24 protein-coding genes and 3 tRNA genes are annotated in these 25,386 nt (G+C 48.1%); 20 read left to right on the top strand and 7 right to left on the bottom strand.

From position 1 onward, the window contains the following. A complete protein-coding gene (truB, locus tag ACESOH_RS05610) occupies nt 1-918 on the top strand; it encodes a tRNA pseudouridine(55) synthase TruB (protein WP_373100263.1) in 918 nt (305 codons plus the stop codon). Between the two features lie 99 nt (nt 919-1,017). Here truB and ACESOH_RS05605 read toward each other — a convergent pair. The 4 genes from ACESOH_RS05605 to orn all read right to left on the bottom strand — a co-directional run bounded on the left by ACESOH_RS05605 (nt 1,018) and on the right by orn (nt 1,973). Beyond that, nucleotides 1,018-1,093, bottom strand: a tRNA-Gly gene (locus ACESOH_RS05605). A 27-nt stretch (nt 1,094-1,120) separates the two neighbouring features. Continuing rightward, nucleotides 1,121-1,196: transfer RNA gene (locus ACESOH_RS05600), tRNA-Gly, on the bottom strand. Nucleotides 1,197-1,223: 27 nt separating this feature from the next. Further along, a tRNA-Gly gene (locus tag ACESOH_RS05595) sits at nt 1,224-1,299 on the bottom strand. A gap of 119 nt (nt 1,300-1,418) precedes the next feature. After that, nucleotides 1,419-1,973: an oligoribonuclease gene (gene orn / locus ACESOH_RS05590; RefSeq protein WP_373100261.1), complete on the bottom strand. Its 555-nt coding sequence runs from the start codon at nt 1,971-1,973 to the stop codon at nt 1,419-1,421. A gap of 70 nt (nt 1,974-2,043) precedes the next feature. Between orn and rsgA the strand changes: the two genes are divergently transcribed. From rsgA to ACESOH_RS05550, 8 genes are all read left to right on the top strand, one after another. Further along, nucleotides 2,044-3,093 carry a small ribosomal subunit biogenesis GTPase RsgA gene (gene rsgA / locus ACESOH_RS05585; protein WP_373100259.1) on the top strand — a complete coding sequence of 350 codons (1,050 nt, stop codon included), beginning with the start codon at nt 2,044-2,046 and terminating at the stop codon, nt 3,091-3,093. Between the two features lie 237 nt (nt 3,094-3,330). Further along, nucleotides 3,331-3,588: a phosphocarrier protein Hpr gene (gene ptsH, locus ACESOH_RS05580; protein ID WP_032092865.1), complete on the top strand. Its 258-nt coding sequence runs from the start codon at nt 3,331-3,333 to the stop codon at nt 3,586-3,588. 111 nt (nt 3,589-3,699) lie between these two features. Further along, nucleotides 3,700-5,427 (top strand): phosphoenolpyruvate-protein phosphotransferase PtsI, encoded by a 1,728-nt coding sequence (gene ptsI / locus ACESOH_RS05575; RefSeq protein ID WP_373100257.1) that lies wholly within the window; start codon nt 3,700-3,702, stop codon nt 5,425-5,427. Nucleotides 5,428-5,488: 61 nt separating this feature from the next. Further along, nucleotides 5,489-5,989 (top strand): PTS glucose transporter subunit IIA, encoded by a 501-nt coding sequence (gene crr / locus ACESOH_RS05570; RefSeq protein WP_032092863.1) that lies wholly within the window; start codon nt 5,489-5,491, stop codon nt 5,987-5,989. Between the two features lie 364 nt (nt 5,990-6,353). After that, on the top strand, nt 6,354-9,017 hold the full coding sequence (aceE, locus tag ACESOH_RS05565; protein WP_373100255.1) for a pyruvate dehydrogenase (acetyl-transferring), homodimeric type: 2,664 nt from the start codon (nt 6,354-6,356) through the stop codon (nt 9,015-9,017). A 58-nt stretch (nt 9,018-9,075) separates the two neighbouring features. Further along, nucleotides 9,076-10,962 (top strand): pyruvate dehydrogenase complex dihydrolipoyllysine-residue acetyltransferase, encoded by a 1,887-nt coding sequence (aceF, locus tag ACESOH_RS05560; RefSeq protein ID WP_373100253.1) that lies wholly within the window; start codon nt 9,076-9,078, stop codon nt 10,960-10,962. Between the two features lie 82 nt (nt 10,963-11,044). Continuing rightward, a complete protein-coding gene (gene lpdA / locus ACESOH_RS05555; RefSeq protein WP_032092860.1) occupies nt 11,045-12,466 on the top strand; it encodes a dihydrolipoyl dehydrogenase in 1,422 nt (473 codons plus the stop codon). Nucleotides 12,467-12,647: 181 nt separating this feature from the next. Then, on the top strand, nt 12,648-13,157 hold the full coding sequence (locus ACESOH_RS05550; protein WP_373100251.1) for an NlpC/P60 family protein: 510 nt from the start codon (nt 12,648-12,650) through the stop codon (nt 13,155-13,157). A 70-nt stretch (nt 13,158-13,227) separates the two neighbouring features. Here ACESOH_RS05550 and ACESOH_RS05545 read toward each other — a convergent pair whose 3' ends face one another. Further along, nucleotides 13,228-13,677, bottom strand: coding sequence for a LexA family protein (locus tag ACESOH_RS05545; RefSeq protein ID WP_373100427.1), 450 nt, complete (start codon nt 13,675-13,677; stop codon nt 13,228-13,230). A gap of 292 nt (nt 13,678-13,969) precedes the next feature. Between ACESOH_RS05545 and sstT the strand changes: the two genes are divergently transcribed. The 6 genes from sstT (at nt 13,970) to ACESOH_RS05515 (ending at nt 19,438) form a co-directional block, all read left to right on the top strand. Further along, nucleotides 13,970-15,211, top strand: coding sequence for a serine/threonine transporter SstT (sstT, locus tag ACESOH_RS05540; RefSeq protein WP_373100249.1), 1,242 nt, complete (start codon nt 13,970-13,972; stop codon nt 15,209-15,211). A 62-nt stretch (nt 15,212-15,273) separates the two neighbouring features. Continuing rightward, nucleotides 15,274-16,719: a molybdate ABC transporter ATP-binding protein ModF gene (gene modF / locus ACESOH_RS05535; RefSeq protein WP_373100248.1), complete on the top strand. Its 1,446-nt coding sequence runs from the start codon at nt 15,274-15,276 to the stop codon at nt 16,717-16,719. Between the two features lie 43 nt (nt 16,720-16,762). Further along, nucleotides 16,763-17,683 carry an SPFH domain-containing protein gene (locus tag ACESOH_RS05530; RefSeq protein ID WP_032092855.1) on the top strand — a complete coding sequence of 307 codons (921 nt, stop codon included), beginning with the start codon at nt 16,763-16,765 and terminating at the stop codon, nt 17,681-17,683. A gap of 112 nt (nt 17,684-17,795) precedes the next feature. Then, the gene (locus ACESOH_RS05525) at nt 17,796-18,245 is read left to right on the top strand and encodes an NfeD family protein (protein WP_373100245.1); all 450 of its coding nucleotides are present in this window, start codon (nt 17,796-17,798) and stop codon (nt 18,243-18,245) included. A 1-nt stretch (nt 18,246) separates the two neighbouring features. Then, nucleotides 18,247-18,879: an NAD(P)H-dependent oxidoreductase gene (locus tag ACESOH_RS05520; protein WP_373100243.1), complete on the top strand. Its 633-nt coding sequence runs from the start codon at nt 18,247-18,249 to the stop codon at nt 18,877-18,879. Next, nucleotides 18,869-19,438 (top strand): TorD/DmsD family molecular chaperone, encoded by a 570-nt coding sequence (locus ACESOH_RS05515; protein ID WP_373100241.1) that lies wholly within the window; start codon nt 18,869-18,871, stop codon nt 19,436-19,438. Before ACESOH_RS05520 ends, ACESOH_RS05515 begins: the two co-directional genes overlap by 11 nt. A 51-nt stretch (nt 19,439-19,489) precedes the next feature. Here ACESOH_RS05515 and ACESOH_RS05510 read toward each other — a convergent pair whose 3' ends face one another. Both ACESOH_RS05510 and ACESOH_RS05505 read right to left on the bottom strand, forming a co-directional pair. Continuing rightward, nucleotides 19,490-19,957 carry a GNAT family N-acetyltransferase gene (locus ACESOH_RS05510; protein ID WP_373100240.1) on the bottom strand — a complete coding sequence of 156 codons (468 nt, stop codon included), beginning with the start codon at nt 19,955-19,957 and terminating at the stop codon, nt 19,490-19,492. Nucleotides 19,958-20,203: 246 nt separating this feature from the next. Further along, nucleotides 20,204-21,097, bottom strand: a complete 894-nt coding sequence (locus ACESOH_RS05505; protein WP_373100238.1) for a LysR family transcriptional regulator — start codon at nt 21,095-21,097, stop codon at nt 20,204-20,206. 134 nt (nt 21,098-21,231) lie between these two features. On the opposite strand from ACESOH_RS05505, the gene ACESOH_RS05500 reads away from it, so the two are divergent. The 5 genes from ACESOH_RS05500 (at nt 21,232) to ACESOH_RS05480 (ending at nt 25,367) form a co-directional block, all read left to right on the top strand. Beyond that, a complete protein-coding gene (locus tag ACESOH_RS05500) occupies nt 21,232-21,813 on the top strand; it encodes an NAD(P)H-binding protein (RefSeq protein WP_373100237.1) in 582 nt (193 codons plus the stop codon). Nucleotides 21,814-21,827: 14 nt separating this feature from the next. Then, nucleotides 21,828-22,661 carry an SDR family oxidoreductase gene (locus ACESOH_RS05495; protein WP_373100235.1) on the top strand — a complete coding sequence of 278 codons (834 nt, stop codon included), beginning with the start codon at nt 21,828-21,830 and terminating at the stop codon, nt 22,659-22,661. A 12-nt stretch (nt 22,662-22,673) separates the two neighbouring features. Next, entirely contained in the window at nt 22,674-23,135 is a 462-nt protein-coding gene (locus tag ACESOH_RS05490) for a nuclear transport factor 2 family protein (protein ID WP_373100234.1), read from the top strand. Nucleotides 23,136-23,145: 10 nt separating this feature from the next. Further along, complete coding sequence (locus ACESOH_RS05485) at nt 23,146-23,988, top strand: aldo/keto reductase (protein ID WP_373100233.1); 843 nt, start codon at nt 23,146-23,148, stop codon at nt 23,986-23,988. 197 nt (nt 23,989-24,185) lie between these two features. After that, nucleotides 24,186-25,367, top strand: coding sequence for a multidrug effflux MFS transporter (locus ACESOH_RS05480; RefSeq protein WP_373100231.1), 1,182 nt, complete (start codon nt 24,186-24,188; stop codon nt 25,365-25,367). Nucleotides 25,368-25,386 lie beyond the last annotated feature (19 nt).

Here is a 25,386-nt window from a genome sequence, read left to right as displayed (position 1 = left end):
ATGAGTAAACCGCGTAAACAAGGGCGTGATGTGCACGGTATCTTTTTGCTAGATAAAGCGCAGGGAATGAGTTCCAACCATATCATGCAGAAAGTGAAGCAGCTTTTTCAGGCCAATAAAGCAGGGCACACCGGAGCGCTGGATCCGCTGGCGACGGGCATGCTGCCGATTTGTCTGGGCGAGGCAACGAAGTTTTCGCAATATTTGCTGGATTCGGATAAGCGTTATCGCGTCACCGCAAAACTGGGCGAACGAACCGATACTTCCGATGCCGACGGGCAGATTATTCAGCGTCGGGCGGTGGAGGTAAAAACCGCGCAAATTCTGACCGCACTTGCGCCGTTTCGCGGTGAAATTATGCAGGTACCGACCATGTTTTCCGCGTTAAAGCATCAGGGCAAACCCTTGTATGAATATGCCCGCGCCGGCATTACCGTTGCGCGGGATGCTCGCCCGATTACGATTTTCGAGCTGCGGTTTATTGACTATCAGGCGCCTTATCTCACTCTGGAGGTGCATTGTTCCAAAGGCACCTATATCCGTACTCTGATCGATGATCTGGGACAGGCGCTGGGCTGCGGCGCGCATGTCACCATGCTGCGGCGTTTAGCGGTGGCGGATTATCCGCCACAGGCTATGCTGACCTTGGCGCAACTGCAACAGATCGCGCAAACCGGCTCGCTGGCGGACATGGACGCCTTATTGCTGCCGCCGGACAGTGCGGTCGGGCGTTTGCCGAAATTGAGTTTAACCGCCGAACAAAGCCGGGCGGTCGGGTTCGGGCAGCGGGTAAAATTTGATAATCTGCCGGCGCTTTATGGTCAAGTGCGGTTGTTTTCCGATGAGAATCGTTTTTTAGGCGTTGCGCTGGTGGATGCGCACAATGTTATCCGTCCGCAGCGGATGGTCAGTCTTTAATTGACAGCGGACAAACGGTCCGCTTTATTTTATCTTTACGGCACGATGTATCAAAACGGTGTTGTTATTGGTATCAAAATTATCGCAAAGTGATGAAATTGGAGCGGGAAACGAGGTTCGAACTCGCGACCCCAACCTTGGGAAGGTTGTGCTCTACCAACTGAGCTATTCCCGCATAACGAATTGCTATGCTGTGTGAAATTGGAGCGGGAAACGAGGCTCGAACTCGCGACCCCAACCTTGGCAAGGTTGTGCTCTACCAACTGAGCTATTCCCGCGTAACGGATTGTTATCCTGTGTGAAATTGGAGCGGGAAACGAGGCTCGAACTCGCGACCCCGACCTTGGCAAGGTCGTGCTCTACCAACTGAGCTATTCCCGCATTGATATGTTGGTCATTCATGCTGAATGTAGGGCGTATTATACGAAAAAATTTGCCTCTGGCAAGCGTAATCGGAAAAAAAGTATTACGCCCGCCTGATTATTCGCCAGATTGCATAATTATTTATCGGCCGGGCGAATAAAGTGACTGCGATAATAAGCCAGTTCGGCGATGGATTCGCGAATATCGTCCAAAGCAAGGTGGGTATTTTTCTTTTCAAACCCTTTCAATATGTCCGGCTGCCAGCGGGAAGCCAGCTCTTTCAGTGTGCTGACGTCCAGATAGCGGTAATGAAAATAGTCTGCCAGTTCGGGCATATAATTGAATAAAAAGCGTTTATCCTGTGCAACGCTGTTGCCGCAAATCGGCGAGACTCCTTTCGGCACCCATTTTTTCAGAAAATCAAGGGTTCGTAGTTCTGCGCCGCGTTCATTCAGTTTGCTGGCTTTCACCCGTTCCACCAATCCGTTGGCCGTATGCGTTTTAGTACACCAATCGCTCATGTTGGCAAGCAGTTCATCGGATTGATGAATGGCCAGCACCGGGCCTTCCGCCAGAATGTTAAGATTTTTGTCCGTGACGATGGTGGCGATTTCAATAATACGTTCTTTTGCGGGATCCAGCCCGGTCATTTCCAAGTCGATCCAAATAAGATTTTGTTTATCTAATTGCATAATATAAGATATCCTATACAAAATTTTTCCTATTCTAACTGAAAACCGACCGCACTTTAAGGATTTATCTTTGAGCAAACGTAAATTAACCCGCAACCAGCAGCGACGTATTCAATCGAATAATACTAAAACCCTGCGCCGTCATCAGAAAAAAACGTCGCATGAGATTGAATGGCAGGATGAGATGCTGGGAGAATCGCAGGCGGGGATTGTGGTGACGCGTTATTCCGCACATGCCGATGTGGAGGCGGAAAACGGCGCGGTTTTCCGCTGCAATCTGCGTCGTACGTTGTCGAGTCTGGTGGTGGGCGATAAGGTCGTGTGGCGCAAAGGCACGCAGCAGCTGCAAGGTATAAGCGGGGTGATTGAGGCGGTGCACCCGCGCAAAAATGCAATTACGCGGCCGGATTATTACGATGGTTTAAAGGTGATTGCGGCGAATATCGACCGTATCATTATCGTTTCGGCGGTGCTGCCGGCGTTATCCTTAAATATTATCGACCGTTATTTGGTGATTTGCGAAACCGCCGGCATTCCCGCCGTTATTGTGTTAAATAAAGCGGATCTGCTGTCCGATTCACAGCGCAACGCCGTACAGGAACAGCTTAACATTTATCGGGATATCGGCTACCAAACCATGATGGTGTCGGCAAAAAGCGGCGAAAATATGCAAAATCTGACCGCACTTTTCGCCAGCGGCACATCCGTGCTGGTCGGGCAGTCCGGCGTGGGTAAATCCAGTTTGATCAACGGTATTTTACCCGATATCGATATTCCGACCGGCGCGGTAAGCGAAATTTCCGGTCTGGGGCAGCATACCACGACGACATCGCGCTTATACCATTTGCCGCAGGGTGGGGAGTTGATCGACTCGCCCGGCATCCGTGAATTCGGTTTGTGGCATCTGGACAGAGAACAGATCACCAAAGGATACCGTGAATTTCAATATTTTTTAGGCACTTGCAAATTCAGAGACTGTAAACATCTGGATGATCCGGGCTGCGCGCTGCGGGAAGCGGTGCGTCAGGGCAAAATTCATCCGCTCAGATTCGAGAATTATCATCGGCTGCTCGCCGGTTTATCGGAAACCAAATCACAGCGACATTTTTCCGCAAGCTGAAACGGTTAAATAAAAGTTAAAATCGGGGTGAAAAATAAACAGTTTTGCTGTTTTTTTGTGATTTAGTTCAAATTTTATTGCTATTAACCTTGATTATTCTCTTACTTAGCCTGATACTACGCGACGATTTATTTTTAAATATAAAATAAATACTAAACCGAATTTAATAGGTTTGTGGTTTAAATCTGTTATTAACTTTTAATACTTAGAATTTACTAAATTTTAGAGGATACGATTATGTACTCAAAAGATGTTGAAATTACCGCGCCAAATGGTTTACATACACGCCCTGCCGCTCAGTTTGTAAAAGAAGCGAAAGCATTCGCTTCCGACGTTACAGTGACATCCGCAGGTAAAAGTGCAAGTGCTAAGAGTTTATTTAAACTGCAGACATTAGGTTTAACGCAGGGTACCGTAATTACTATTTCCGCAACCGGTGAAGACGAGCAGAAAGCGGTTGACCATTTGGTTGCATTGATTCCTACGTTAGAATAATTCGGAGTTAGCCATAAAACGGTCGTTTTTATCATTGCGGATAAAAACCGGGTTTTATGGCTATTGTTCTATTTAGGGTAAGGTTTAATTTATCATTTCGGAAGGTTACATATGATTTCAGGTATTCCAGCATCGCCGGGCGTTGTTTTTGGTAAAGCGTTGGTGTTAAAAGAAGAAAAGATCGTTCTCGATACGCAGAAAATTAAAGAGGATCAGATCGAGGCGGAAATTGCGCGTTTTTATCAGGGCAGAACCGCGGCCATTGAGCAGTTAACCGCCATTAAAGACAGAGCTTACGCCTCATTAGGTGAGGAAAAGGCGGCGATTTTTGAAGGCCACCTGATGATTCTTGAAGATGAAGAATTAGAAGAAGAAATTATCGATTATCTGCGTACGAATAAAGTTAATGCCGGCGTGGCGGCGAGTAAGGTTATCGATCAGCAGGTTGAGATGCTGTCGGAAATCGACGATGAATATTTGAAAGAACGTGCCGGCGATATTCGTGATATCGGTAATCGTTTAATCAGAAATATTCTTGGTATGAATATTGTCGATTTGGGCGATATCAGTGAAGAAGCTATTCTGGTCGCCTATGATCTGACGCCTTCTGAAACCGCGCAGCTGAATCTGGATAAGGTATTGGGTTTTATTACCGATATCGGCGGCAGAACATCGCATACGTCGATTATGGCCCGTTCACTGGAATTGCCGGCGATTGTCGGAACCAATAATGTGACGCAGCTGGTTAATACCGGCGATTATTTGATTCTGGATGCGGTAAATAATCAGGTTTATGTCAATCCGACGCAGGAACAAATCGATCGCTTTAAAGCCTTGCAGGCGCAGTTGGCTGAAGAAAAAGCGGAACTGGCGAAATTAAAAGATTTACCGGCGTTGACATTAGACGGCCGGCGCGTGGATGTGGTGGCCAATATCGGCACTATCCGTGATGTGGAAGGCGCCGATCGCAACGGTGCGGAAGGGGTCGGTTTATATCGTACCGAATTTTTATTTATGGATCGCGACCAGTTACCGAGCGAAGAAGAACAGTTTATCGCTTATAAAGAAGTGGTCGAATCCATGAACGGGCGGATTGTGGTGCTGCGTACTATGGATATCGGCGGCGATAAAGAATTACCGTATCTGAACCTTCCGAAAGAGATGAATCCGTTTCTCGGCTGGCGTGCGATCCGTATTGCGATGGATCGTCGCGAGATTTTACATGCCCAGCTGCGCGCGGTGTTACGCGCTTCCGCCTTCGGTAATCTGGCGGTCATGTTCCCGATGATCATTTCCGTCGAAGAAATCCGCGAATTAAAATCGGTCATCGAACAGCTGAAACAGCAATTGCGCGATGAAGGGAAAGCCTTTAACGAAGACATTCAGATCGGCGTGATGGTGGAAACACCGTCGGCGGCGGTGAATGCGAAATTCCTGGCGAAAGAAGTGGACTTTTTCAGTATCGGTACCAACGATTTAACGCAATATACCTTAGCGGTTGACCGCGGCAATGAATTGATTTCCCATTTGTACAATCCGATGGCGCCGTCGGTACTGAATTTAATCAAACAGGTAATTGACGCCTCACATGCGGAAGGCAAATGGACCGGTATGTGCGGTGAGCTGGCCGGCGATGAAAGAGCGACGTTACTGTTGCTCGGTATGGGGCTGGATGAATTCAGTATGAGTGCGATTTCCGTACCGCGGATTAAGAAATTAATCCGTAACGTCAATTATCAGGACGCAAAAGAATTGGCTGATAAAGCGCTGCAACAGCCGACGACCGCGGATATTGAACAGCTGGTTGCCGATTTTTTAGCTGAAAAAGCGTTAAACTAGATACCAATTGTGAAATTTTTGCGCTAGAATAGCTCAAACATTCACTAGTAGGAGACTAAAAATGGGCTTTTTCGATAAACTATTCGGTTCAAAAGACAATAAAGCTGTCGATGTGACGATTTATGCGCCGCTTTCCGGCGAGATCGTTAACATTGAAGATGTGCCTGATGTCGTATTTTCAGAAAAAATTGTCGGTGACGGTGTCGCAATTCGCCCTACCGGTAATAAAATCGTTGCGCCGGTGGACGGTGTGATTGGTAAAATTTTTGAAACCAATCATGCGTTTTCAATGGAGTCAAAAGAAGGCGTCGAATTGTTCGTTCATTTCGGTATTGATACTGTCGAACTGAAAGGTGAAGGTTTTACCCGTGTGGCGCAGGAAGGTCAATCGGTAAAACGGGGTGATACCGTAATTGAATTCGATTTGGCATTACTGGAAACGAAAGCGAAATCCGTATTGACTCCGGTGGTGATCTCCAATATGGACGAAATCAGCAGTATGGATAAAAAAACCGGCGAAGTGGTTGCCGGAGAATCCGTCGTATTAGTCCTGAAAAAATAGGACGACGAAGATAAAAAAAGCTCATTCGAACGGATGGGCTTTTTTATTACCGCGCACAATGATAAAACCCCTTCGCAGTCATTGTGCGGCGGAACAAAAGTGCGGTCAAAAATTTAATCATTTATCAAAATAAAACTATCTTCCGCGTTCAAAGATCGGTTTTTAGTCTTTTGTCGCAAAAAAGCACTATCTTTCTTTCAAAAAATTTAATAACATTTACTAAATTTGTTAAAGATTTGTAAATGTATGCCGATGGCTGTAAAATACCGGCACATCAAATTCAAAGCATTTTGTTATCTACCCGGCGTTTAATTTTGGATTGAAAATTAAACATAACTTTAAATTAACAAATAAGGAAAAGGCTATGTCAGAGATTTTAAGAAATGACGTAGATCCGATCGAAACCAGCGATTGGTTACTTGCGATCGATTCAGTAATTCGTGAAGAAGGCGTGGAAAGAGCGCAGTTTATTATCGAGCAATTAATGCAACACGCGCGCGCTAACGCGGTTTCTTTGCCGAGCGGCGTGACGACTGATTATATTAATACGATTCCGGCTTCGGAAGAACCGAATTACCCGGGCAATTTAGATTTAGAACGTCGTATCCGCGGTGCAATCCGCTGGAATGCGATTATGATGGTATTAAGAGCATCGAAAAAGGATTTGGAATTGGGCGGTCATATGTCGTCTTTCCAATCTTCCGCCACGATTTATGAAGTCTGTTTCAACCATTTCTTTAAAGCACGCAATGAGAAAAACGGCGGTGATTTAGTCTTTTTCCAAGGGCATATTTCGCCGGGAATTTATGCCCGTGCGTTTGTTGAAGGCCGTCTGACCGAAGAACAGCTGGATAACTTCCGTCAGGAAACTCACGGTAAAGGGCTTCCTTCTTATCCTCATCCGAAATTAATGCCGGAATTCTGGCAGTTTCCGACCGTATCCATGGGGCTTGGGCCTCTCAACGCTATTTATCAGGCGCGTTTCTTAAAATATTTACATCATCGCGGCTTAAAAGATACCGCTGATCAAACCGTGTACGCATTTTTGGGCGACGGTGAAATGGACGAAGTGGAATCCCGCGGTGCGATTGCCTTTGCAGCACGCGAAAAACTGGATAATCTGATCTTTGTGATTAACTGTAACCTGCAACGTCTGGACGGCCCGGTAACCGGTAACGGTAAAATTATTCAGGAGCTGGAAGGCCAGTTCAACGGCGCCGGCTGGGAAGTGATCAAAGTGATTTGGGGACGTCGTTGGGATCGTCTATTACAACGTGATACGTCGGGTAAATTATTGCAGCTGATGATGGAAGTGGTGGACGGTGATTACCAGACCCTGAAATCCAAAGACGGCGCCTATGTGCGTAAACATTTCTTCGGCCGCTATCCTGAAACTGAAGCGCTGGTGGCGGAAATGACCGATGATGAAATCTGGGCGTTAAATCGCGGCGGCCATGATCCGTTAAAAGTATTTGCGGCGTTTAATAAAGCGAAACAGGTTAAAGACAAACCGGTGGTTATTTTGCTGAAAACCATCAAAGGTTACGGCATGGGTGAAGCGGCGGAAGGCAAAAACATCGCACACCAAGTGAAGAAAATGGATATGTCCGGCGTGAGACATGTTCGTGATCGTTTCAATATCGCCGTTGCCGATGAAGATATCGAAAAATTGCCGTATATTACCTTTGCGAAAGATTCGGAAGAGTACAAATATCTGCATGAACGCCGTCAGGCACTGAACGGTTATCTGCCGACCCGTGCAAAACGTTTCAGTCAGGCGCTTGAAGTGCCGCCGTTGGAGGATTTCGCACAGTTGTTTGAACAGCAATCCCGTCCGATTTCCACCACGATGGCCTTTGTCCGTTCCCTGAATGTATTATTGAAAAACAAATCGGTCGGCAAACATATCGTACCGATTATTGCCGATGAAGCCCGCACTTTCGGGATGGAAGGTCTGTTCCGCCAAATCGGTATCTACAACCCGTTCGGCCAAAACTATATCCCGCAGGACCGCGAACAGGTGGCATATTATCGTGAATCTATCGACGGTCAGGTATTGCAGGAAGGAATTAATGAGCTGGGCGCAACGGCATCCTGGTTAGCGGCCGCCACCTCATATTCGACTAACGATGTGCCGATGATCCCGTTCTTCGTGTATTATTCCATGTTCGGTTTCCAGCGCGTGGGCGATTTAATGTGGGCGGCGGGCGACCAGCGTGCGCGCGGCTTTATGATCGGCGGAACCTCCGGTCGTACGACGCTGAACGGCGAAGGATTACAGCATGAAGACGGTCACAGCCATATTCAGTCTTTAGTGATTCCAAGCTGTGTGTCTTATGATCCGGCGTTTGCCTTTGAAGTGGCCGTAATTGTACAGGACGGTGTGCGTCGTATGTACGGTCCGGAACAGGAAGATGTGTATTACTACATCACCACTCTCAACGAAACCTATGATCAGCCGGCTATGCCGAAAGGGGCGGAAGAGGGTATCCGTAAAGGTATCTATAAATTCGAAACCGTGACCGGTCAGGGCAAAGGACACATTCAGCTGTTAGGCTCGGGAGCGATTTTGCGTCATGTGCGTGAAGCAGCGAAATTACTGGCCGATGAATACGGCGTAACCTCTGATGTGTATAGCGTACCGTCGTTCACCGAACTGGCGCGTGACGGTGCGGATGTTGAACGCTGGAATCTGCTGCATCCGGCACAGCAAGCCAAAGTGCCTTATATCGCACAGGTGATGAATGATGCGCCGGCGGTGGCGGCAACCGACTATATGAAACTGTTTGCTGAACAAGTGCGCGCTTATATTCCGGCACAAACTTACCGCGTGTTGGGTACGGACGGTTTCGGTCGTTCCGACAGCCGTGAAAACCTGCGCGAACATTTTGAAGTCAATGCCCATTATGTTGTCGTGGCGGCGTTAGCCGAGCTGGTAAAACAGGGTACGCTGGATAGCCAAGTAGTTGCACAGGCAATTGAAAAATACGGTATTGATGCAGAGAAAATCAATCCGCTTTACGCGTAATTAAACGGCGCTCTTTGCGTCTCAGGCGAAAAGGGCGCGCTCAGAGGAAAAAAGCAATATGTCAAAAGAAATTCAAATCCCGGATATCGGTAGTGATGAAGTCACCGTAACGGAAGTGATGGTTAAAGCGGGCGATAGCGTTGCGGTAGATCAAAGCGTGATCAATGTGGAAGGGGATAAAGCCTCAATGGAAGTGCCTTCCCCGGAAGCCGGCGTCATCAAAGAAGTATTGGTGAAAGTGGGTGATAAAGTGTCAACCGGCACGCCGATGTTTATATTGGAAGCGGGAGAAGCGGCGCAACAAACGGCGGCCGAACAACCGAAAGCAGCGGCGCCAGCTGCGGGCAAAGGCGGTGCGGTGGTTGACGTTAATGTACCGGATATCGGCGGCGATGAAGTTAATGTGACCGAGATTCTGGTGCAAGTCGGGGATCGTGTCGCCGCGGAGCAGTCCATTATCAATGTCGAAGGCGACAAAGCCTCAATGGAAGTACCGGCACCGATTGCCGGCGTGGTAAAAGAGATTCTTATCAAGGTCGGTGATAAAGTCTCTACCGGCACATTGATTATGAAATTTGAAGCGGAAGGCGAAGCGGCAGCGCAGGATTCTGCTGCGACGGAACCTGCCGCCGTCGCACAGCCGACGGGCGCAAGTGCGGTGAAAGATGTGGAAGTACCGGATATCGGCGGTGATGAAGTTAACGTGACTGAAATTATGGTGACGGTCGGCGACAGCGTAACGGAAGAACAATCTTTGATTACGGTGGAAGGCGATAAGGCGTCGATGGAAGTACCGGCGCCGTTTGCCGGCGTAGTGAAAGAAATTCTGGTGAAATCCGGCGATAAAGTGTCAACCGGTTCATTAATTATGCGCTTTGAAGTGCAGGGCGCCGCACCGGCAGCGGCGGCGAAAACAGAAGAAAAAACCACCGCACCTGCTGCCGCAACGCAACCTGCCGCGGCACAGCCGGCGGCAAGCCAGGATGAAGTCGGTACCGGCGCAACTTATGCTCATGCGACACCGGTGGTGCGTCGTTTAGCGCGCGAATTCGGTGTCAATCTGGATAAAGTGAAAGGCACCGGACGTAAAGGCCGTATTCTGAAAGAAGACGTACAGGCTTATGTGAAAGCCGCAATTAAAGCGGTGGAAAGCGGGGCGGTGGCTTCCGCACCGGCAGCGGGCGGCGCAAATGGCGCTGGATTGGGTTTATTACCGTGGCCGAAAGTGGATTTCAGCAAATTCGGCGAAACCGAAGAAGTGGAATTAGGTCGTATCCAGAAGATTTCCGGTGCCAACCTGCACCGCAACTGGGTCATGATCCCGCATGTAACGCAGTGGGATAAAGCGGATATCACCGAATTGGAAAAATTCCGTAAGGAACAAAACCAGCTGGCGGAAAAACAAAAACTGGATGTGAAAATCACTCCGTTAGTGTTTATTATGAAAGCGGCCGCCAAAGCGCTGGAAGCGTATCCGCGTTTCAACAGTTCGATTTCCGAAGACGGTCAGCGGTTAACCCTGAAAAAATATGTGAATATCGGGGTGGCGGTGGATACGCCGAACGGTTTAGTGGTGCCGGTGTTCAAGGATGTGAACAAGAAAGGGATTATCGAACTGTCGCGTGAGCTGGCGGAAATTTCCAAAAAAGCGCGCGCCGGTAAGCTCACCGCGTCCGATATGCAGGGCGGCTGTTTTACCATTTCCAGTCTGGGCGGTATCGGTGGAACGCATTTCACGCCGATCGTCAATGCGCCTGAAGTTGCGATTTTAGGGGTTTCCCGCTCCGAAATGACACCGGTTTGGAATGGTAAAGATTTCACTCCGCGCTTAATGTTGCCGTTGTCCCTGTCTTATGATCACCGCGTGATCGACGGTGCGGACGGCGCGAGATTTATTACCTTTATTAATGGCGTGCTAAGCGATCTGCGTCGTTTAGTCATGTAATCAATGTGGCGCGGCGTTGCTCTTAAGGGAACGCCGCCATAAAAGTGCGGTGGAAAATCGCAGAGTTTTAACGAGGTAAGAGATGAATAAAGAAATTAAAACACAAGTTGTTGTACTTGGTGCGGGACCGGCCGGTTATTCTGCCGCGTTCCGTTGTGCTGACCTTGGATTGGACACCGTTATCGTCGAGCGTTATTCCACTTTAGGCGGTGTTTGCTTAAACGTGGGCTGTATTCCGTCCAAAGCGTTGCTGCATGTGGCCAAAGTGATCGAAGAAGCGAAAGCCTTGGCGGCACACGGTATCGTGTTCGGCGAACCGAGTACCGACGTGGAAAAAATCCGCGGTTGGAAAGAAAAAGTGATTAACCAGCTGACCGGCGGCTTGGCCGGTATGGCGAAAATGCGTAAAGTGCAGGTTGTCAACGGCTACGGTAAATTTTCCGGCCCGAATACCATTATTGTTGCCGGCGAGGAAGGCGAAACCACCATTACGTTTGATAACGCAATTATTGCGGCGGGTTCCCGTCCGATTCAATTACCGTTTATTCCGCACGAAGATCCGCGCATTTGGGATTCTACCGATGCCCTGAAACTGAAAGAAGTGCCGCAAAACCTGTTGATCATGGGCGGCGGTATTATCGGTCTGGAAATGGGAACGGTATATCATGCGCTGGGTTCAAACATTGATGTGGTGGAAATGTTTGATCAGGTTATCCCGGCGGCGGATAAAGACATCGTTCAGATTTATACCAAACGCATTGAGAAAAAATTCAATTTGTTGCTGGAAACCAAAGTGACGGCGGTTGAAGCTAAACAAGACGGTATTTACGTTTCGATGGAAGGAAAAGCGGCGAACGAAACCCGTCGTTATGATGCGGTGTTGGTGGCAATCGGTCGTACGCCGAACGGTAAACTGATTGATGCGCCGGTTGCCGGTGTGGAAGTGGATGACCGCGGCTTTATCCGTACCGATAAACAAATGCGCACCAATGTACCGCACATTTTTGCCATCGGTGATATTGTCGGCCAGCCGATGCTGGCGCACAAAGGCGTTCATGAAGGTCATGTTGCCGCTGAAGTGATCGCAGGCAAAAAACATTACTTTGATCCGAAGGTGATTCCGTCAATTGCCTATACCGAACCGGAAGTGGCTTGGGTGGGTAAAACCGAGAAAGAATGTAAGGCGGAAGGGCTTAATTATGAAGTGGCCAAATTCCCTTGGGCGGCATCTGGCCGGGCAATCGCTTCCGATTGTGCCGACGGTCTGACCAAACTTATCTTTGATAAAGACAGTCACCGTATTATCGGCGGTGCGATTGTCGGTACCAACGGTGGTGAATTATTAGGCGAAATCGGGCTGGCGATCGAAATGGGTTGTGATGCGGAAGATCTGGCGTTAACCATTCATGCGCACCCGACATTGCACGAATCCGTCGGCTTAGCGGCGGAAGTGTTTGAAGGTTCGATTACCGATTTACCGAATCCGAAAGCGAAGAAAAAATAATTTTTGCGCTTGCCGTCATCAAGCCTTTCTATTAATAGAAAGGCTTTTTTATAGATTTTTTCATAAAAAAAGCGATCAGGATCGCAAAAACGGCAAAAAAACAAAGAAAAGCTGGCTATTTAACTAAAATTTCTGTACTATCCGGGCAGTGTTTTTTTAAAGTTATTTAGATTGTAAACTTATGCTGAAAAAAATAGTCATGATTGCCGGGCTGGGATTGCTGACCGCCTGTTCAAATACGCAAAGGAACGTTTCCGTTGACGAACGTGACGATGCTCAACTCACTACACTGATCGGAAATTTAAAAACCAATCGACCTCATCAATATTCCGCCGTGATGGATAAGCAGCTGTCCGAGGTATATCGGGAATGGGTCGGGACGCGTTATCGTTTAGGCGGTTTAAGTAAACTTGGTATTGACTGTTCCGGATTTACTCAAACTGCTTTCGCCAAGGCTTATGGCATTGACTTGCCGCGTTCGACGGCGGAACAGCGTCATGTGGGCAGAAAGGTGCAGAAAAGCGAATTACAGTTAGGCGATTTGGTTTTCTTCCGTTCTAACCGCCATGTGGGTATTTATATCGGCAACAACCGGTTTATGCACGCAAGTACCAAAAACGGCGTGATGATAAGCTCACTGGACGAAAGTTATTGGAGCCGAACCTATACCCAATCGCGGCGGGTTTTATAAAAATATTATTCACAGTCGGAAGTGCGGTTAAAAAACTCAGTGTTTTTTTACCGCACTTTTTTGTTGCGCCTCAGGCCACAAATTGCAGGGTATTTCTCGGTTTCATTTGATGTATGCTGTTAGTAACTACGCCGACGATAGGTAACGCGTTCCAGTGCCGGGTTTTTATTGTTTTCATTTTGGCGTCTAACGGAAAGAAAATATATTTATCATTATTATGGGCGACAAATTCATAAATCTGGAATGTGTGCTCCAGCTCCAGCACCACCAGATCGCCGACAGACAAGTTATCGCTTTTTTCCACCACAAGCATGTCGCCGGCTTCAATTCCCCATGCCAGCATATTCGGATTGGTCACTTGAATGAAACAGGTTTGCTGCGGACGTTTGATACAATAAAGGTTTAAATCCAGCTTTTTATTGAATGTCAGCGGGCGGCGAGCGGAATCATCATAAAACGGCATAGGACGATAGGAATAAGTGTTATCGCGTTGCGCCATCGTGTTATTGACATAACTCATCATATACCTCGTTATAAATTACTGTGAATTTGTACAGTTAATATTACTGTTGTTATATACAGTAAGTCAATAGGGTGATGAATAATTTTTTGCGGTATAAATAATTTCTAAATTTAATCCTGAAATTTATCGTTACGTTTAATAAATAGAAGAAAATTTAAGATAAATCTGCTATTTCATATTTGCTTTATATTGGATTTGCGCTATCTTTATTTCGCTCGGGGGATCACTGTGCGGTGGTCCGAAGTTTAACGGCAAGTCAGCCGGAATATCAATATAGTTATTAATTATTATGAATACATCTCGTCTCTACTCATTATTTTTTCATGGAAGTCTTATTAAACGTATTTCGATCGGTCTGGTGTTAGGTTTAATCGTTGCCTTGGTTTCGCCGGCGTTAGAACCTTCGCTTGGTTTCAGCCTTGCCGACAATGTGGCCTTTTTAGGCACCATTTTTGTGCGCTCGCTGCGTGCTATCGCACCGATCTTGGTTTTCGTTTTGGTGATCGCCGCCATCGCCAATAAGCGCATCGGCACCAAAAGCAATATGAAATCAATTGTGGTGCTGTATCTGCTGGGCACCTTTTTAGCGGCGTTAACGGCGGTTGTCGCCAGTTTTATGCTGCCGACTACGATTTCGCTGGTCACTCACGAGGGCGAATTATCCCCGCCGGGAAATATCGCCGAGGTGTTGAGTACATTATTTTTAAATGCGGTGGACAACCCGCTGGCGGCATTATTTAATGCTAACTTTATTGGTATTCTGGCATGGGCTATTGCGCTCGGCATCGTGTTGCGCCACGCGTCGGATACGACCAAAACGGTGATGAATGACTTTTCCGAAGGCATTTCAAAAATCGTACATTTTATTATTACCTTGGCGCCGTTCGGGGTGTTCGGTCTGGTGGCGTCCACATTGGCGGATAAAGGTTTGTCGGCATTGCTGGATTATGCGCAACTGTTGGTGGTGTTAATCGGTTCCATGCTGTTTACCGCATTTGTGGTCAATCCGGTTCTGGTTTTCTGGAAAACCCGTTCCAATCCGTATCCGTTAGTCTGGACCTGTGTGCGCGAAAGCGGTCTGACTGCGTTTTTAACCCGCAGTTCGGCCGCCAATATTCCGGTCAATATGGAACTGGCGAAGCGTTTGAATTTAGATGAAGAAACCTATTCGGTTTCCATTCCGTTAGGGGCGACCATTAATATGGCGGGTGCCGCCATTACCGTTACGGTGCTGACGCTGGCGGCGGTAAATACGTTGGGCATTAATGTTTCCGTACCGACGGCGATTTTATTAAGTGTCGTCGCAAGTTTGTGCGGCTGCGGCGCTTCCGGGGTGGCCGGCGGTTCGTTATTGCTTATTCCGCTGGCGTGTAGCCTGTTCGGTATTCCGAACGATATTGCTGCGCAGGTTATCGGTGTCGGTTTTATTATCGGCGTATTACAGGATTCGGCGGAAACCGCGTTAAATTCCTCCACCGACGTGGTGTTTACCGCAGCGGTCTGCATGGCGGAAGAAAAGCGCAGCGTATAAGCGATGCTGTAGTCTGGGATAAAAGCGGGTTGATATCCGCTTTTTTTATCGGAGAAAACAGGATGATCAACATTCACGACGGAGTATTTCAGTTAAGTTCGCATCACGGTTTAACCATTAACGAACTGACGATCCAAGCCCATAGCTTTTGGGCGGTAGTCGGCAATAACGGCAGCGGCAAAACTGCGCTGTCTCTGGCTTTGCAGGGCGCTTTTCCTTTACGGCGCGGAGAATATCGGAATACTTTTCGCTCCGTTGCCTGCCTGTCTTTTGAGAAACAGCAGCGTATCATTGAGCAAACCTTTAAGGATCGCAACAATGATTGCGTCAGCCCCGATGATTTCGGTAAAAGCGCCAAACAGGTGATTTTAAACGGGTCGGATCAGGACGAACGTTGTCAATATTACGCAAATCAGTTGAAAATTACCGCACTTTTGGCGCGCCCGTTTATTCAGCTTTCCACCGGCGAAAGCCGCAAGGTTCTGTTATGTCAGGCATTGGTGCAAGCGCCGGATTTGCTGATTCTGGACGAACCGTTCGCCGGGCTGGATGTGCAGTCAGTGGCGGACTGGTGCGAATTGCTGGCCACGTTGCGCGGGCAAATGGCGCTGGTATTGATTATCAACCGTTTCAGCGATATTCCGCCCGAGGCGGATCATCTGGCGATTTTGGATAACGGCGAGCTGATCTTGCAGGGAGAACGTCGTCAGTTGGAAGCGCAGAGCATTTATCAGCAATTATGCTATGCGCAAAGCGCCGTTGATGCGCCCTTGCCTGCACCGGCGACACCGTTGGTTCCGTTGGATCCGGAGGCTGCGCGCGTCGAATTGAAAGAGGTGTGTATTCGATACGGCGATAAAATCATTCTGGATCATTTAAACTGGACGGTAAAACCGAAGCAAAACTGGTGGATTAAAGGCCCGAACGGGGCGGGAAAATCCACTTTGCTATCCATTATTACCGGCGATCACCCGCAAGCCTATGCCAATCATGTGGTGCTATTCGGCCGGCAGCGCGGCAGCGGCGAAACCATCTGGGAGATTAAACGCCGCATCGGTTATGTCAGCAGCCAGCTGCACATGGATTATCGGGTGAATTGTTCCGTCGCCGATGTGATCATTTCCGGTTTTTTCGACAGTATCGGCGTGTATCAGGCAGTGCCCGATGCATTGCGGATTAAGGCGATGCAATGGTTGACGCGTTTAAATCTTGGCGCGCTTGCCAACCGCCCGTTCCGTTCGCTGTCTTGGGGTCAGCAGCGTTTACTATTGATTACCCGCGCCATGGTGAAACATCCGCCGCTGCTGATTTTAGACGAACCCCTGCAAGGGCTGGACGGCGTGAACCGTAAACTGGTTAAGCACTTTATCGAACAATTGGTGAACAACAGTGAAACCCAGTTGCTGTTTGTTTCCCATCAGGATCAGGACGCACCGGATTGTATTACGCATTTATTTGAATTTATTGCTAAAAATGACGGTTATCAGTATATACAAAGTGCGGTCTGATTTGTTAGACTTTTGTTAATTTTAGCTGAAAAAGGAGAACAACATGGAATATCTGGACGGTATGCCCGTAGCGACGATTATTTTTGTCTTACTGGTCGTTTTTGTACTGTATTCAACCTTAAAAACCGTGCCGCAAGGCTATCACTGGACGATTGAACGTTTCGGACGTTATACCCGCACCTTAACGCCGGGATTAAATTTCGTCGTGCCTTTTATTGATCGGGTCGGGCGCAAGATCAACATGATGGAACAGGTTTTGGATATTCCTTCGCAGGAAGTGATTTCCAAAGATAACGCTAATGTTTCCATTGATGCGGTGTGTTTCGTGCAGGTGATCGACGCGCGCCGCGCCGCTTATGAGGTGAATCATCTGGAGCAGGCGATCATTAATCTGACCATGACTAACATCCGTACCGTTTTAGGCTCGATGGAGCTGGACGAAATGCTGTCGCAGCGCGATAACATCAACGGCCGTTTGCTGGCGATTGTGGATGAAGCGACGAACCCGTGGGGCATTAAAGTGACCCGTATCGAAATCCGCGATGTGCGGCCGCCGCATGAACTGATTGCGGCGATGAATGCGCAAATGAAAGCGGAACGGAATAAACGGGCGGATATTCTGGAAGCGGAAGGTGTGCGTCAGGCCGAGATTCTGCGCGCCGAAGGGGAAAAACAATCCCGCATCCTGAAAGCGGAAGGGGAGCGTCAGGAAGCCTTTTTACAGGCCGAAGCGCGCGAACGTGCGGCGCAGGCGGAAGCCAAAGCCACGCAAATGGTTTCGCAAGCCATTGCCGACGGCGATACTAAAGCGATTAACTATTTTATCGCCCAGAAATACACCGAAGCGCTGAAAGACATCGGCGCGTCCAATAACAGTAAAGTGGTGCTGATGCCGCTGGAAGCCGGCAATCTTATCGGCTCGGTGGCGGGGATTGCCGAATTACTGAAAGGCGATAAAAAGTAATTATCCGACAGGTAGAGGGATCCGATAAAGCACGCTGAAAACGACAGAATGCCTGTCTTTGCGGCGCGCTTATCGGATTAAATCGGTTTATCAATGTAAAAGGTGCGATAGGATGCAATGGTTGATGAGTTGGACGGTATGGCACTGGCTGGTGCTGGGCTTCGGTTTGCTGATTGCGGAACTGCTGCTGCCGGGCGTGTTTTTGCTGTGGTGGGGATTAGCGGCGCTGGTATTGGCGGGCGTTGTGGCGCTGATACCTTTATCCCCGACGGTTGCCGTTATTTGTTATGCGGTACTGGCGATCATGCTCAGTTTACTCTGGTGGAAATATCAGCACGGCAAAGACCGTGCCGATCAGGCGAAAACCTCTTTAAATCAGCGCGATCACGCCATGCTTGGCATGCGCGGCGCGGTACGTGACATCGGCGAAAACGGTATCGGACGCGGTGCGTTCGGCGATACTACCTGGCGCATTCAGGGACGCGGCTTGCAGCGCGGCGACATCGTTGAAGTTCAGCGGGTGGAAGGCATCACCTTATTTGTACGCAAAGTGGAAAAATAAAATGAATCATTTGGTTATTTTGGCTCACCCGAACGGTGAGCAAAGTTTTAATAAAGCGATTTTCGACACGGTAGTGAACGCCAGTTGCGAGGCGGGGATTGACACCGTCACGCGCGATCTCTATCGGCTGGCGTTTAATCCCGTTTTGAGCTGGACGGAATTGCAGGCCGCCAACCGGGGGATCACACCGGCGGAAATCCGCGCCGAACAACAGCTGATTAGCGCCGCCGATCTGATTACGCTGGTTTATCCTTTATGGTGGATGGGTTTCCCGGCCATTTTGAAAGGGTATCTGGACAGAGTGTTAAGCCACGGTTTCGCCTATAAAACGGAAAACGGCACCTCAGTCGGTCTGCTGCAGGGGAAAAAAATGCAGCATTTTATAACCATCGGCAATAATGTGGAAAAATATCAGAAACTGGGTTTTGCGCAATCCTTATGCGATTGTCTGGTTAACGGATTGTTTAATTATTGCGGCATTACCGATATTCAGCATAAGCTGTTCGGCGATATTCATATTATCGATCGGCACGCGCGCCAATTGCTGCTTGAGGACGCCGCGCAAATAACGCGACAAAATCTGACCGCACTTGCAAGCCGCGCAACACAAGGGAAAGGCGAGCATGCACGTTGAACATCAGTTAAATCATTTTTCGTTAATCAGCCGTCTGTTCGGTAATTTATTTGCCCGCGCCCCGCAGGATCCCGTACTGGCGGAAGTTTTTATCTGGTTGCGGCAAAAAGGCTTAAGCCGGGTCTGGGCGTTGGAAACCGATGCGCAAAGCCGACAAGCGCTGGACAGCCTTCAAATGCCGCTGGATTTATCGGCGTTGGAAAAAGAATATCAGCGTTTGTTCGGCGGTGAACATCCGCAGGTCAGCCCGACTCTCTCCGCCTACGGGCTGGATGTCGCCGAATTTGTTGACTTCCGGGCGCAGCGCGGAATGCCGGCGGCGGAAAGTGCGGATCGTTTTTCCTTCGTTTTTCTCACCGCCTCTTGGATCGAAGATAATCTGGATTCTCTCAGCGCACAAAAAGCCTTGTTCGAACATTTTCTGCTGCCGTGCGCCACCAAATTCCTGCCGCTGGTGGAGGCCAAGGCCGCCTTGCCTTTTTATCGTTCACTGGCCCGCCTTTCCACCGACATATTATCCGCCATGGCGGACGAGCTGGAAGAAAGCGGCACGGAATAAATACTAAGCGGCGGAATGGGCGAAAACTGTGGCAAATTCCACCGCACTTTTTTACAGCTTCTGTTCCATCAAGGTTTTTAACGGCTCAAGTCCTAAGCGTTGGTAGAAACGGAATGCGCCTTGGTTGTCGTTCCAAACGTGGAGCGTCACGCTGTCACATGCGTTGGCTTTGGCAAATTCCACCACATACCGGTACAGCTGCTCGCCGATTTTCTTGCCGCGTTGTGACGCATCCACGCAGAGATCGTCAATGTACAGCACTTTACGATCAAATAGCGCCGGAACGCCTTGCGTAATCTGGTAAATACAGAACGCATAACCTTGCAGCGTGCCGTTTTCGTCTTCATAAACAAAAATCGGTTTTTGGTCGTCTGCCAGCAAGGCTAAAATTTCTTCGTCGCCGTATTTGCGTTTGCCCGCCTGAAAAATATCGGGGCGCGCGTCAACGTGAACGGCGTGAACTTGATATAACAGCTCGGCGATACGGGCGATATCATCGGCTTTTGCAGGTCTAATCATGGGGTCTCCGGAATAGTATGTCATGGGATAGAAAGCCTATTTAACACCATTTCAGCATCAGTTAGCAACTTTTCCAACTTCGTCATAGCGAATTGTTTACTCATGAACCATTCCGTTTTATCCGGCAAGCGTCGTGTAGCGCCGATTGCGGTGGGCGATGTTGCGCCGTGGTAATACATTTATTTAAGGTGAGCTGATGTTGTTGCGGCGGAATGGGCAAAAACTATGGCAAATTCCACCGCACTTTTACGCTCTCAACGCTTCCACTAATGCCCGAAACAACGGCGAATTCTGGCGGCGGTTAGGGTAATAAAGATGATAACCTTCGTAGCTCATCTTCCAATCGGTCAAAATCGGGATCAGTTTGCCGTCGGCGATTTCCTGCTCAATCATATCCTGCGGAGTCCACAAAATGCCCAAACCGTTTACGGCATAATGTTTATGCAAGAACCCCTGATTGGTTGTAAAACGCCCCTGCGGTTGGATTTTGACGATATGTTTTACGTTTTTGGGATCCCGAAATTCCCACACCATATTGCCGCCGCGGGTGGGCAAACGGTGCAGCAAACATTGATGTTCGGTTAAATCGTAAGGCGTTTTGGGCGTGCCGTGTTTGGCTAAATAAGCGGGGCCGGCGGCGGTGCACATTTGCAGATCGTCTGAAATGCGCAGCGCAATCATATCTTTAGCAACGTTATGCCCGAGCCGAATACCCGCATCAAAGCGCTCCGCCACAATATCAATAAAACGATCTTCCGCCACCAAATCCAAATGCACTTCGGGATAAGCCTGCATAAATTGCGCCAGTTTTTCATTCAGCACATAACGGAAAACGTGTTCGTTGCCGTTAATCCGCAAACTGCCGCTGACCGCATTGCGAAATGTACTTAACTCATTGACTTCTTTATCAATATCGTCAAACAGCGGCGACAAACGCTGATAAAGCTGCTCGCCGGCTTCGGTAGTGGAAATGCTGCGCGTGGTACGGTGGAACAGCTTGATTTGCAACCGCTCTTCAATACCGCGAATACTGTGGCTCAACGCCGATTGCGACACGCCCATTTGCGCCGCCGCTTTGGTAAAACTGCCCGTTTTCGCCACCAAAATAAAGGCGCGCAAATCATTGAGGTTTTCTTTCATTTTGTGCTCCGTTGTGGTGATAAATTTGCCTGTTTAATGAATTTATCTCATGACTTTAATCAAAATTAACCTACTAATCAAATGAATTCCGTTTCCCTATAATAGGCCGCATCAATCAACAACAGGAAAGCAACATGAAAAATATCTTAATGTTAGGCGCAAGCGGCAGCCTTGCCAAACAGGTTATTCCGGTGTTATTGCATCACCCCGAATATCATTTAACCCTGTTTGTTCGTCATGCCGATTCGGTACGCCAATTTGCCGGCGAACGGGTGCAGATTGTCGAGGGCGATGTGTTAAATATCGCCCAATTAACGGCGGTGATGCGCGGGCAAAATGTGGTTTACGCCGGGCTTTCAGGCAACCTGAAAACCATGGCGCACAATATCGTACAAGCAATGCAAGAAAACAACGTTAAGCGTTTGATTTTTATCAGTTCAATGGGAATTTACGGCGAAACGGGCGAAAATCACGGTGCGATTTTAGTGCCGTACCGTGAGTCAGCCGCAGTGATTGAGCAATCGGATTTAGATTTTACCGTGTTACGCCCTGCGTGGTTTACCAACGGTTCGGAAGTGGATTACGCCTTGACTTACAAAGGCGAAACTTTTAAAGGACATAGCGTTTCACGCAAAAGCATTGCCGATTTTATTCTCAAATTGGTGCAAAACGAACAATTAGGCATTCGCCAAAGTATTGGTATTGCCAAAGTTTAAATAGGAGCAAAGAAATGAAAAATACTCATCAAGAAATTATTGTTGCCATTGGCAGTGGGGCGATTGCACAGGCGATTGTGCGCCGTATCGGTGTGGGCAAATCAATTTTATTGGCGGATATCAAATCAGAAAATGCTGAAACCGCCGCTCAAATTTTGCGTCAAAGCGGTTTTACTGTCAGTACGGCAAGCGTGGATGTGAGTGAGCGTCATTCGGTGGCAATGTTAGCCAAACAGGCGGGAGAATTAGGTGCGGTGAAAGGTGTGGTATTAACCGCCGGATTATCCCCCTCACAAGCCTCTGCGCAAGCTATTTTAAAAGTCGATTTATACGGTGCGGCAGTTGTTTTTGAAGAGTTTGGTCAAGTGATTGCCGAAGGTGGTTCGGCGGTTGTTATCGGCTCGCAATCCAGCCATCGTTTAGCAGTGGACGAGTTGAGCCAAGCACAAGCCGATGCCTTGGCTACATTGCCGGCTGAAGAGTTGTTGCAACTAGATTTTGTGCAACCCATTGACGACAGCCTAAAAGCCTATCAAATCGCCAAACGTGGCAATGCCTTGCGCGTGATTGCCGAAGCGGTTAAATGGGGCGAACGTGGTGCGCGCATTAATTGTATCAGTGCCGGGATTGTTTATACGCCGTTGGCTTATGATGAATTAACCAGCGCAGAACGAGGCGAATTCTACCGTAATATGCTGGCCAAATCCCCAGCTAAACGTGGCGGCACACCGGATGAAATCGGCGCATTGGCAGAATTTTTATTTAACGCGAGTTATATCAGCGGTAGCGATATTTTAATGGATGGCGGCGTAACGGCAGCCTATAAATACGGTGCGTTAAAACAATAAAGGAACACAAAAATGCAAAATAACTTTTTAACTCAACTGATTGAACGCCAAGCCTTAAAAGATTTGGTGGATACCTTTTCCAATTTAGCCGATGAAAAACGCGTTGCCGAACAAATGGCATTATTTACCGAAAACGCGCAAGTAAACACTTATATCGGTGGTCAATTATTTGCTGAAGCCAAAGGTAAAGCAGAAATTGAACACGTATTCAGCAGCTATTTAGCACAATTTCACAGCGTTTATCATTTAAACGGTCAGCATACGGTTACTTTCCGTAGTGAAACTGAAGCCGAAGCCATCAATTATTGTGCGGTGAAATTGGTTGGCGAACAAGACGGCAAACAGATTTTGCACGACCACAGCGTGCGTTATCAAGACAGTTACGTTAAACAAGACGGCAAATGGTTGATTGCCAAACGCATTGCCAATTTTATGATTAGCGAAAGTCGTGAGATCAAATCGCAAAACGCATAAGGAAAAAAGAATGAAAACAATCCAATTAAACAACGGCGTAGAAATGCCGATGGTCGGCTTCGGCGTGTATCAAATCCCTGCCGAAGCAACCAAACAAGCGGTATTAAATGCCCTGCATTCGGGTTACCGCTTGATTGACACCGCCCAAGGCTACTTTAATGAAGAACAAGTGGGTCAAGCGATTAAAGAAAGTGGCATTGCACGCGAAGACATTTTTGTCACCACTAAACAATGGATACGCGGACAAGGCTACGAACAAACCAAACAGGATTTTGAACAATCGCTTGCTAAATTAGGCTTGGATTACCTTGATTTATATTTAATTCATCAACCTTATGGCGATGTGTACGGTGAATGGCGGGCGATGGAAGAACTGTACAACGCCGGCAAAATCCGCGCCATTGGCGTCAGCAATTTTTACCCCGACCGCCTGGCCGATTTAATGGCGCATTTTGAGATTGTGCCTGCGGTCAATCAGATTGAAACGCACCCGTTTTATCAACGTGAAGAAGAATTGGCATTCCACCAAGCACACGGCATTGTGCAACAATCTTGGGCAAGTTTCGCCGAAGGTAAAAACGATATTTTCCACAATCCGATTTTAACCGACATCGCCCAAGCGCACGGCAAATCCGTCGCCCAAGTGATTTTGCGTTGGCTTAATCAGCGCGGCATTGCGGTGATTCCGAAATCCGTTACGCCAAGCCGCGTACTGGAAAACGCCGATATTTTTGATTTCACGTTAAGCGATGAACAACTAACTCAAATCGCTACGCTGGATCAAAAACAGAGCCTGTTTTTCAGCCACCGTGATCCTGCGATGGTGAAATGGCTGTGTGAGATTTATCGTTAATTGCAACAAAAAGTGCGGTAGATTTTGAACAAGTTTTTTAGGCCGTCTGAAAGATAAGCAGTGAGATTTATAAAAAACTTCTCAAAATTCTACCGCACTTTTATTGAATTTTATTCACAAGGTCATGTAATTTTCCCTATCTAATTAACACAATCTTTTTTTCTTATAATGTATTCATTCATTATGAGGAGAAACAAATGGAATGTTCAAAAAAGCAACACATTAAATCCGTCAACGGTGTGTTATTGCTGATGATTTTAGGCGCGTTAATGGCGTTTACTTCGCTTTCGACGGATATTTATCTGCCTGCCATGCCGCAAATGGCGTTGGATTTAGGCGGACGGGCGGAATTAACCGTAACGGGATTTTTGTTGGGCTTCGCCTTTGCCCAATTGGTCTGGGGGCCGATTAGCGACCGAATCGGGCGGAAAATACCGCTTTATATCGGTATGGTTTTGTTTGTTATCGGCTCAATCGGTTGTGCGATGTCCGAGACTATTGAGCAGATGGTATTTTGGCGGATTTTTCAAGCCTTTGGGGCTTGTACCGCGCCGATGTTGGCGCGGGCGATCGTGCGTGATATGTTTGATAAGACCCGTGCCGTGCAACTGATGTCCACCTTGATGATCATTATGGCGATCGCCCCGATCGGCGGCCCGTTGCTCGGCGGGCAGCTGCTGAAAATCGGTTCGTGGCATACGATTTTTTATTTGCTGGCGGCGATTGGGGTCTTGATGTTTTGCTCCCTTTGGTGGCTACCTGAAACGCGTCCGCAGGAAAAACGGGCAAACGGTGCTTTTGGGTTGGTGTTTCGCAATTATCGGCAACTATTGCGTGATCGCAACTTTATGCGTTATACCTTGTGTTTAACCTTTTATTATGTGGGACAATATGCGTTTATTGTGGGTTCGCCGAAAGTGTATATTGATTTTTTCCATGTTGATCCGCAACATTTCGGCTGGCTGTTCGGACTGAATATTGCCGGTGTGATGTTGGTCAGTTTTGCCAACCGATTGTTAGTCAAGCGTTTTTCAATGGATCAACTGCTGCGTTTCGCCACCTTATTCATCAGCCTGATAGGGGGATTACTCGCCTTTTTCGCCTATACCCGAATCGGCGGTATTGTCAGTATTATTATCTCGGTGTTCGGCTATTTTGTGGTCGTCGGCATTATCGGCAGTTGTGCCGCTGTCTCCGCCTTAGACGGCATACCTGAGATGGCCGGTTCAGGCTCGGCGTTAATGGGATCGTTGCAATACGGCAGCGGTATTATTTCATCGCTGTTATTAGCTGTTTTTTCAGACGGCAGCGCATGGACAATGGCATGGATCATGGCGCTATTCGCACTGGCAAGCGCCATGATGACTTGGCGGAAATAATACGATAAAAGCACCATTA

The sequence above is a fragment of the Necropsobacter rosorum genome, assembly GCF_964241405.1.
GTDB classification, from domain to species: domain Bacteria; phylum Pseudomonadota; class Gammaproteobacteria; order Enterobacterales; family Pasteurellaceae; genus Necropsobacter; species Necropsobacter rosorum.
The sequence above is the reverse complement of the archived record's forward strand: the minus strand, read 5'-3'. Positions and strand labels throughout refer to the sequence as shown.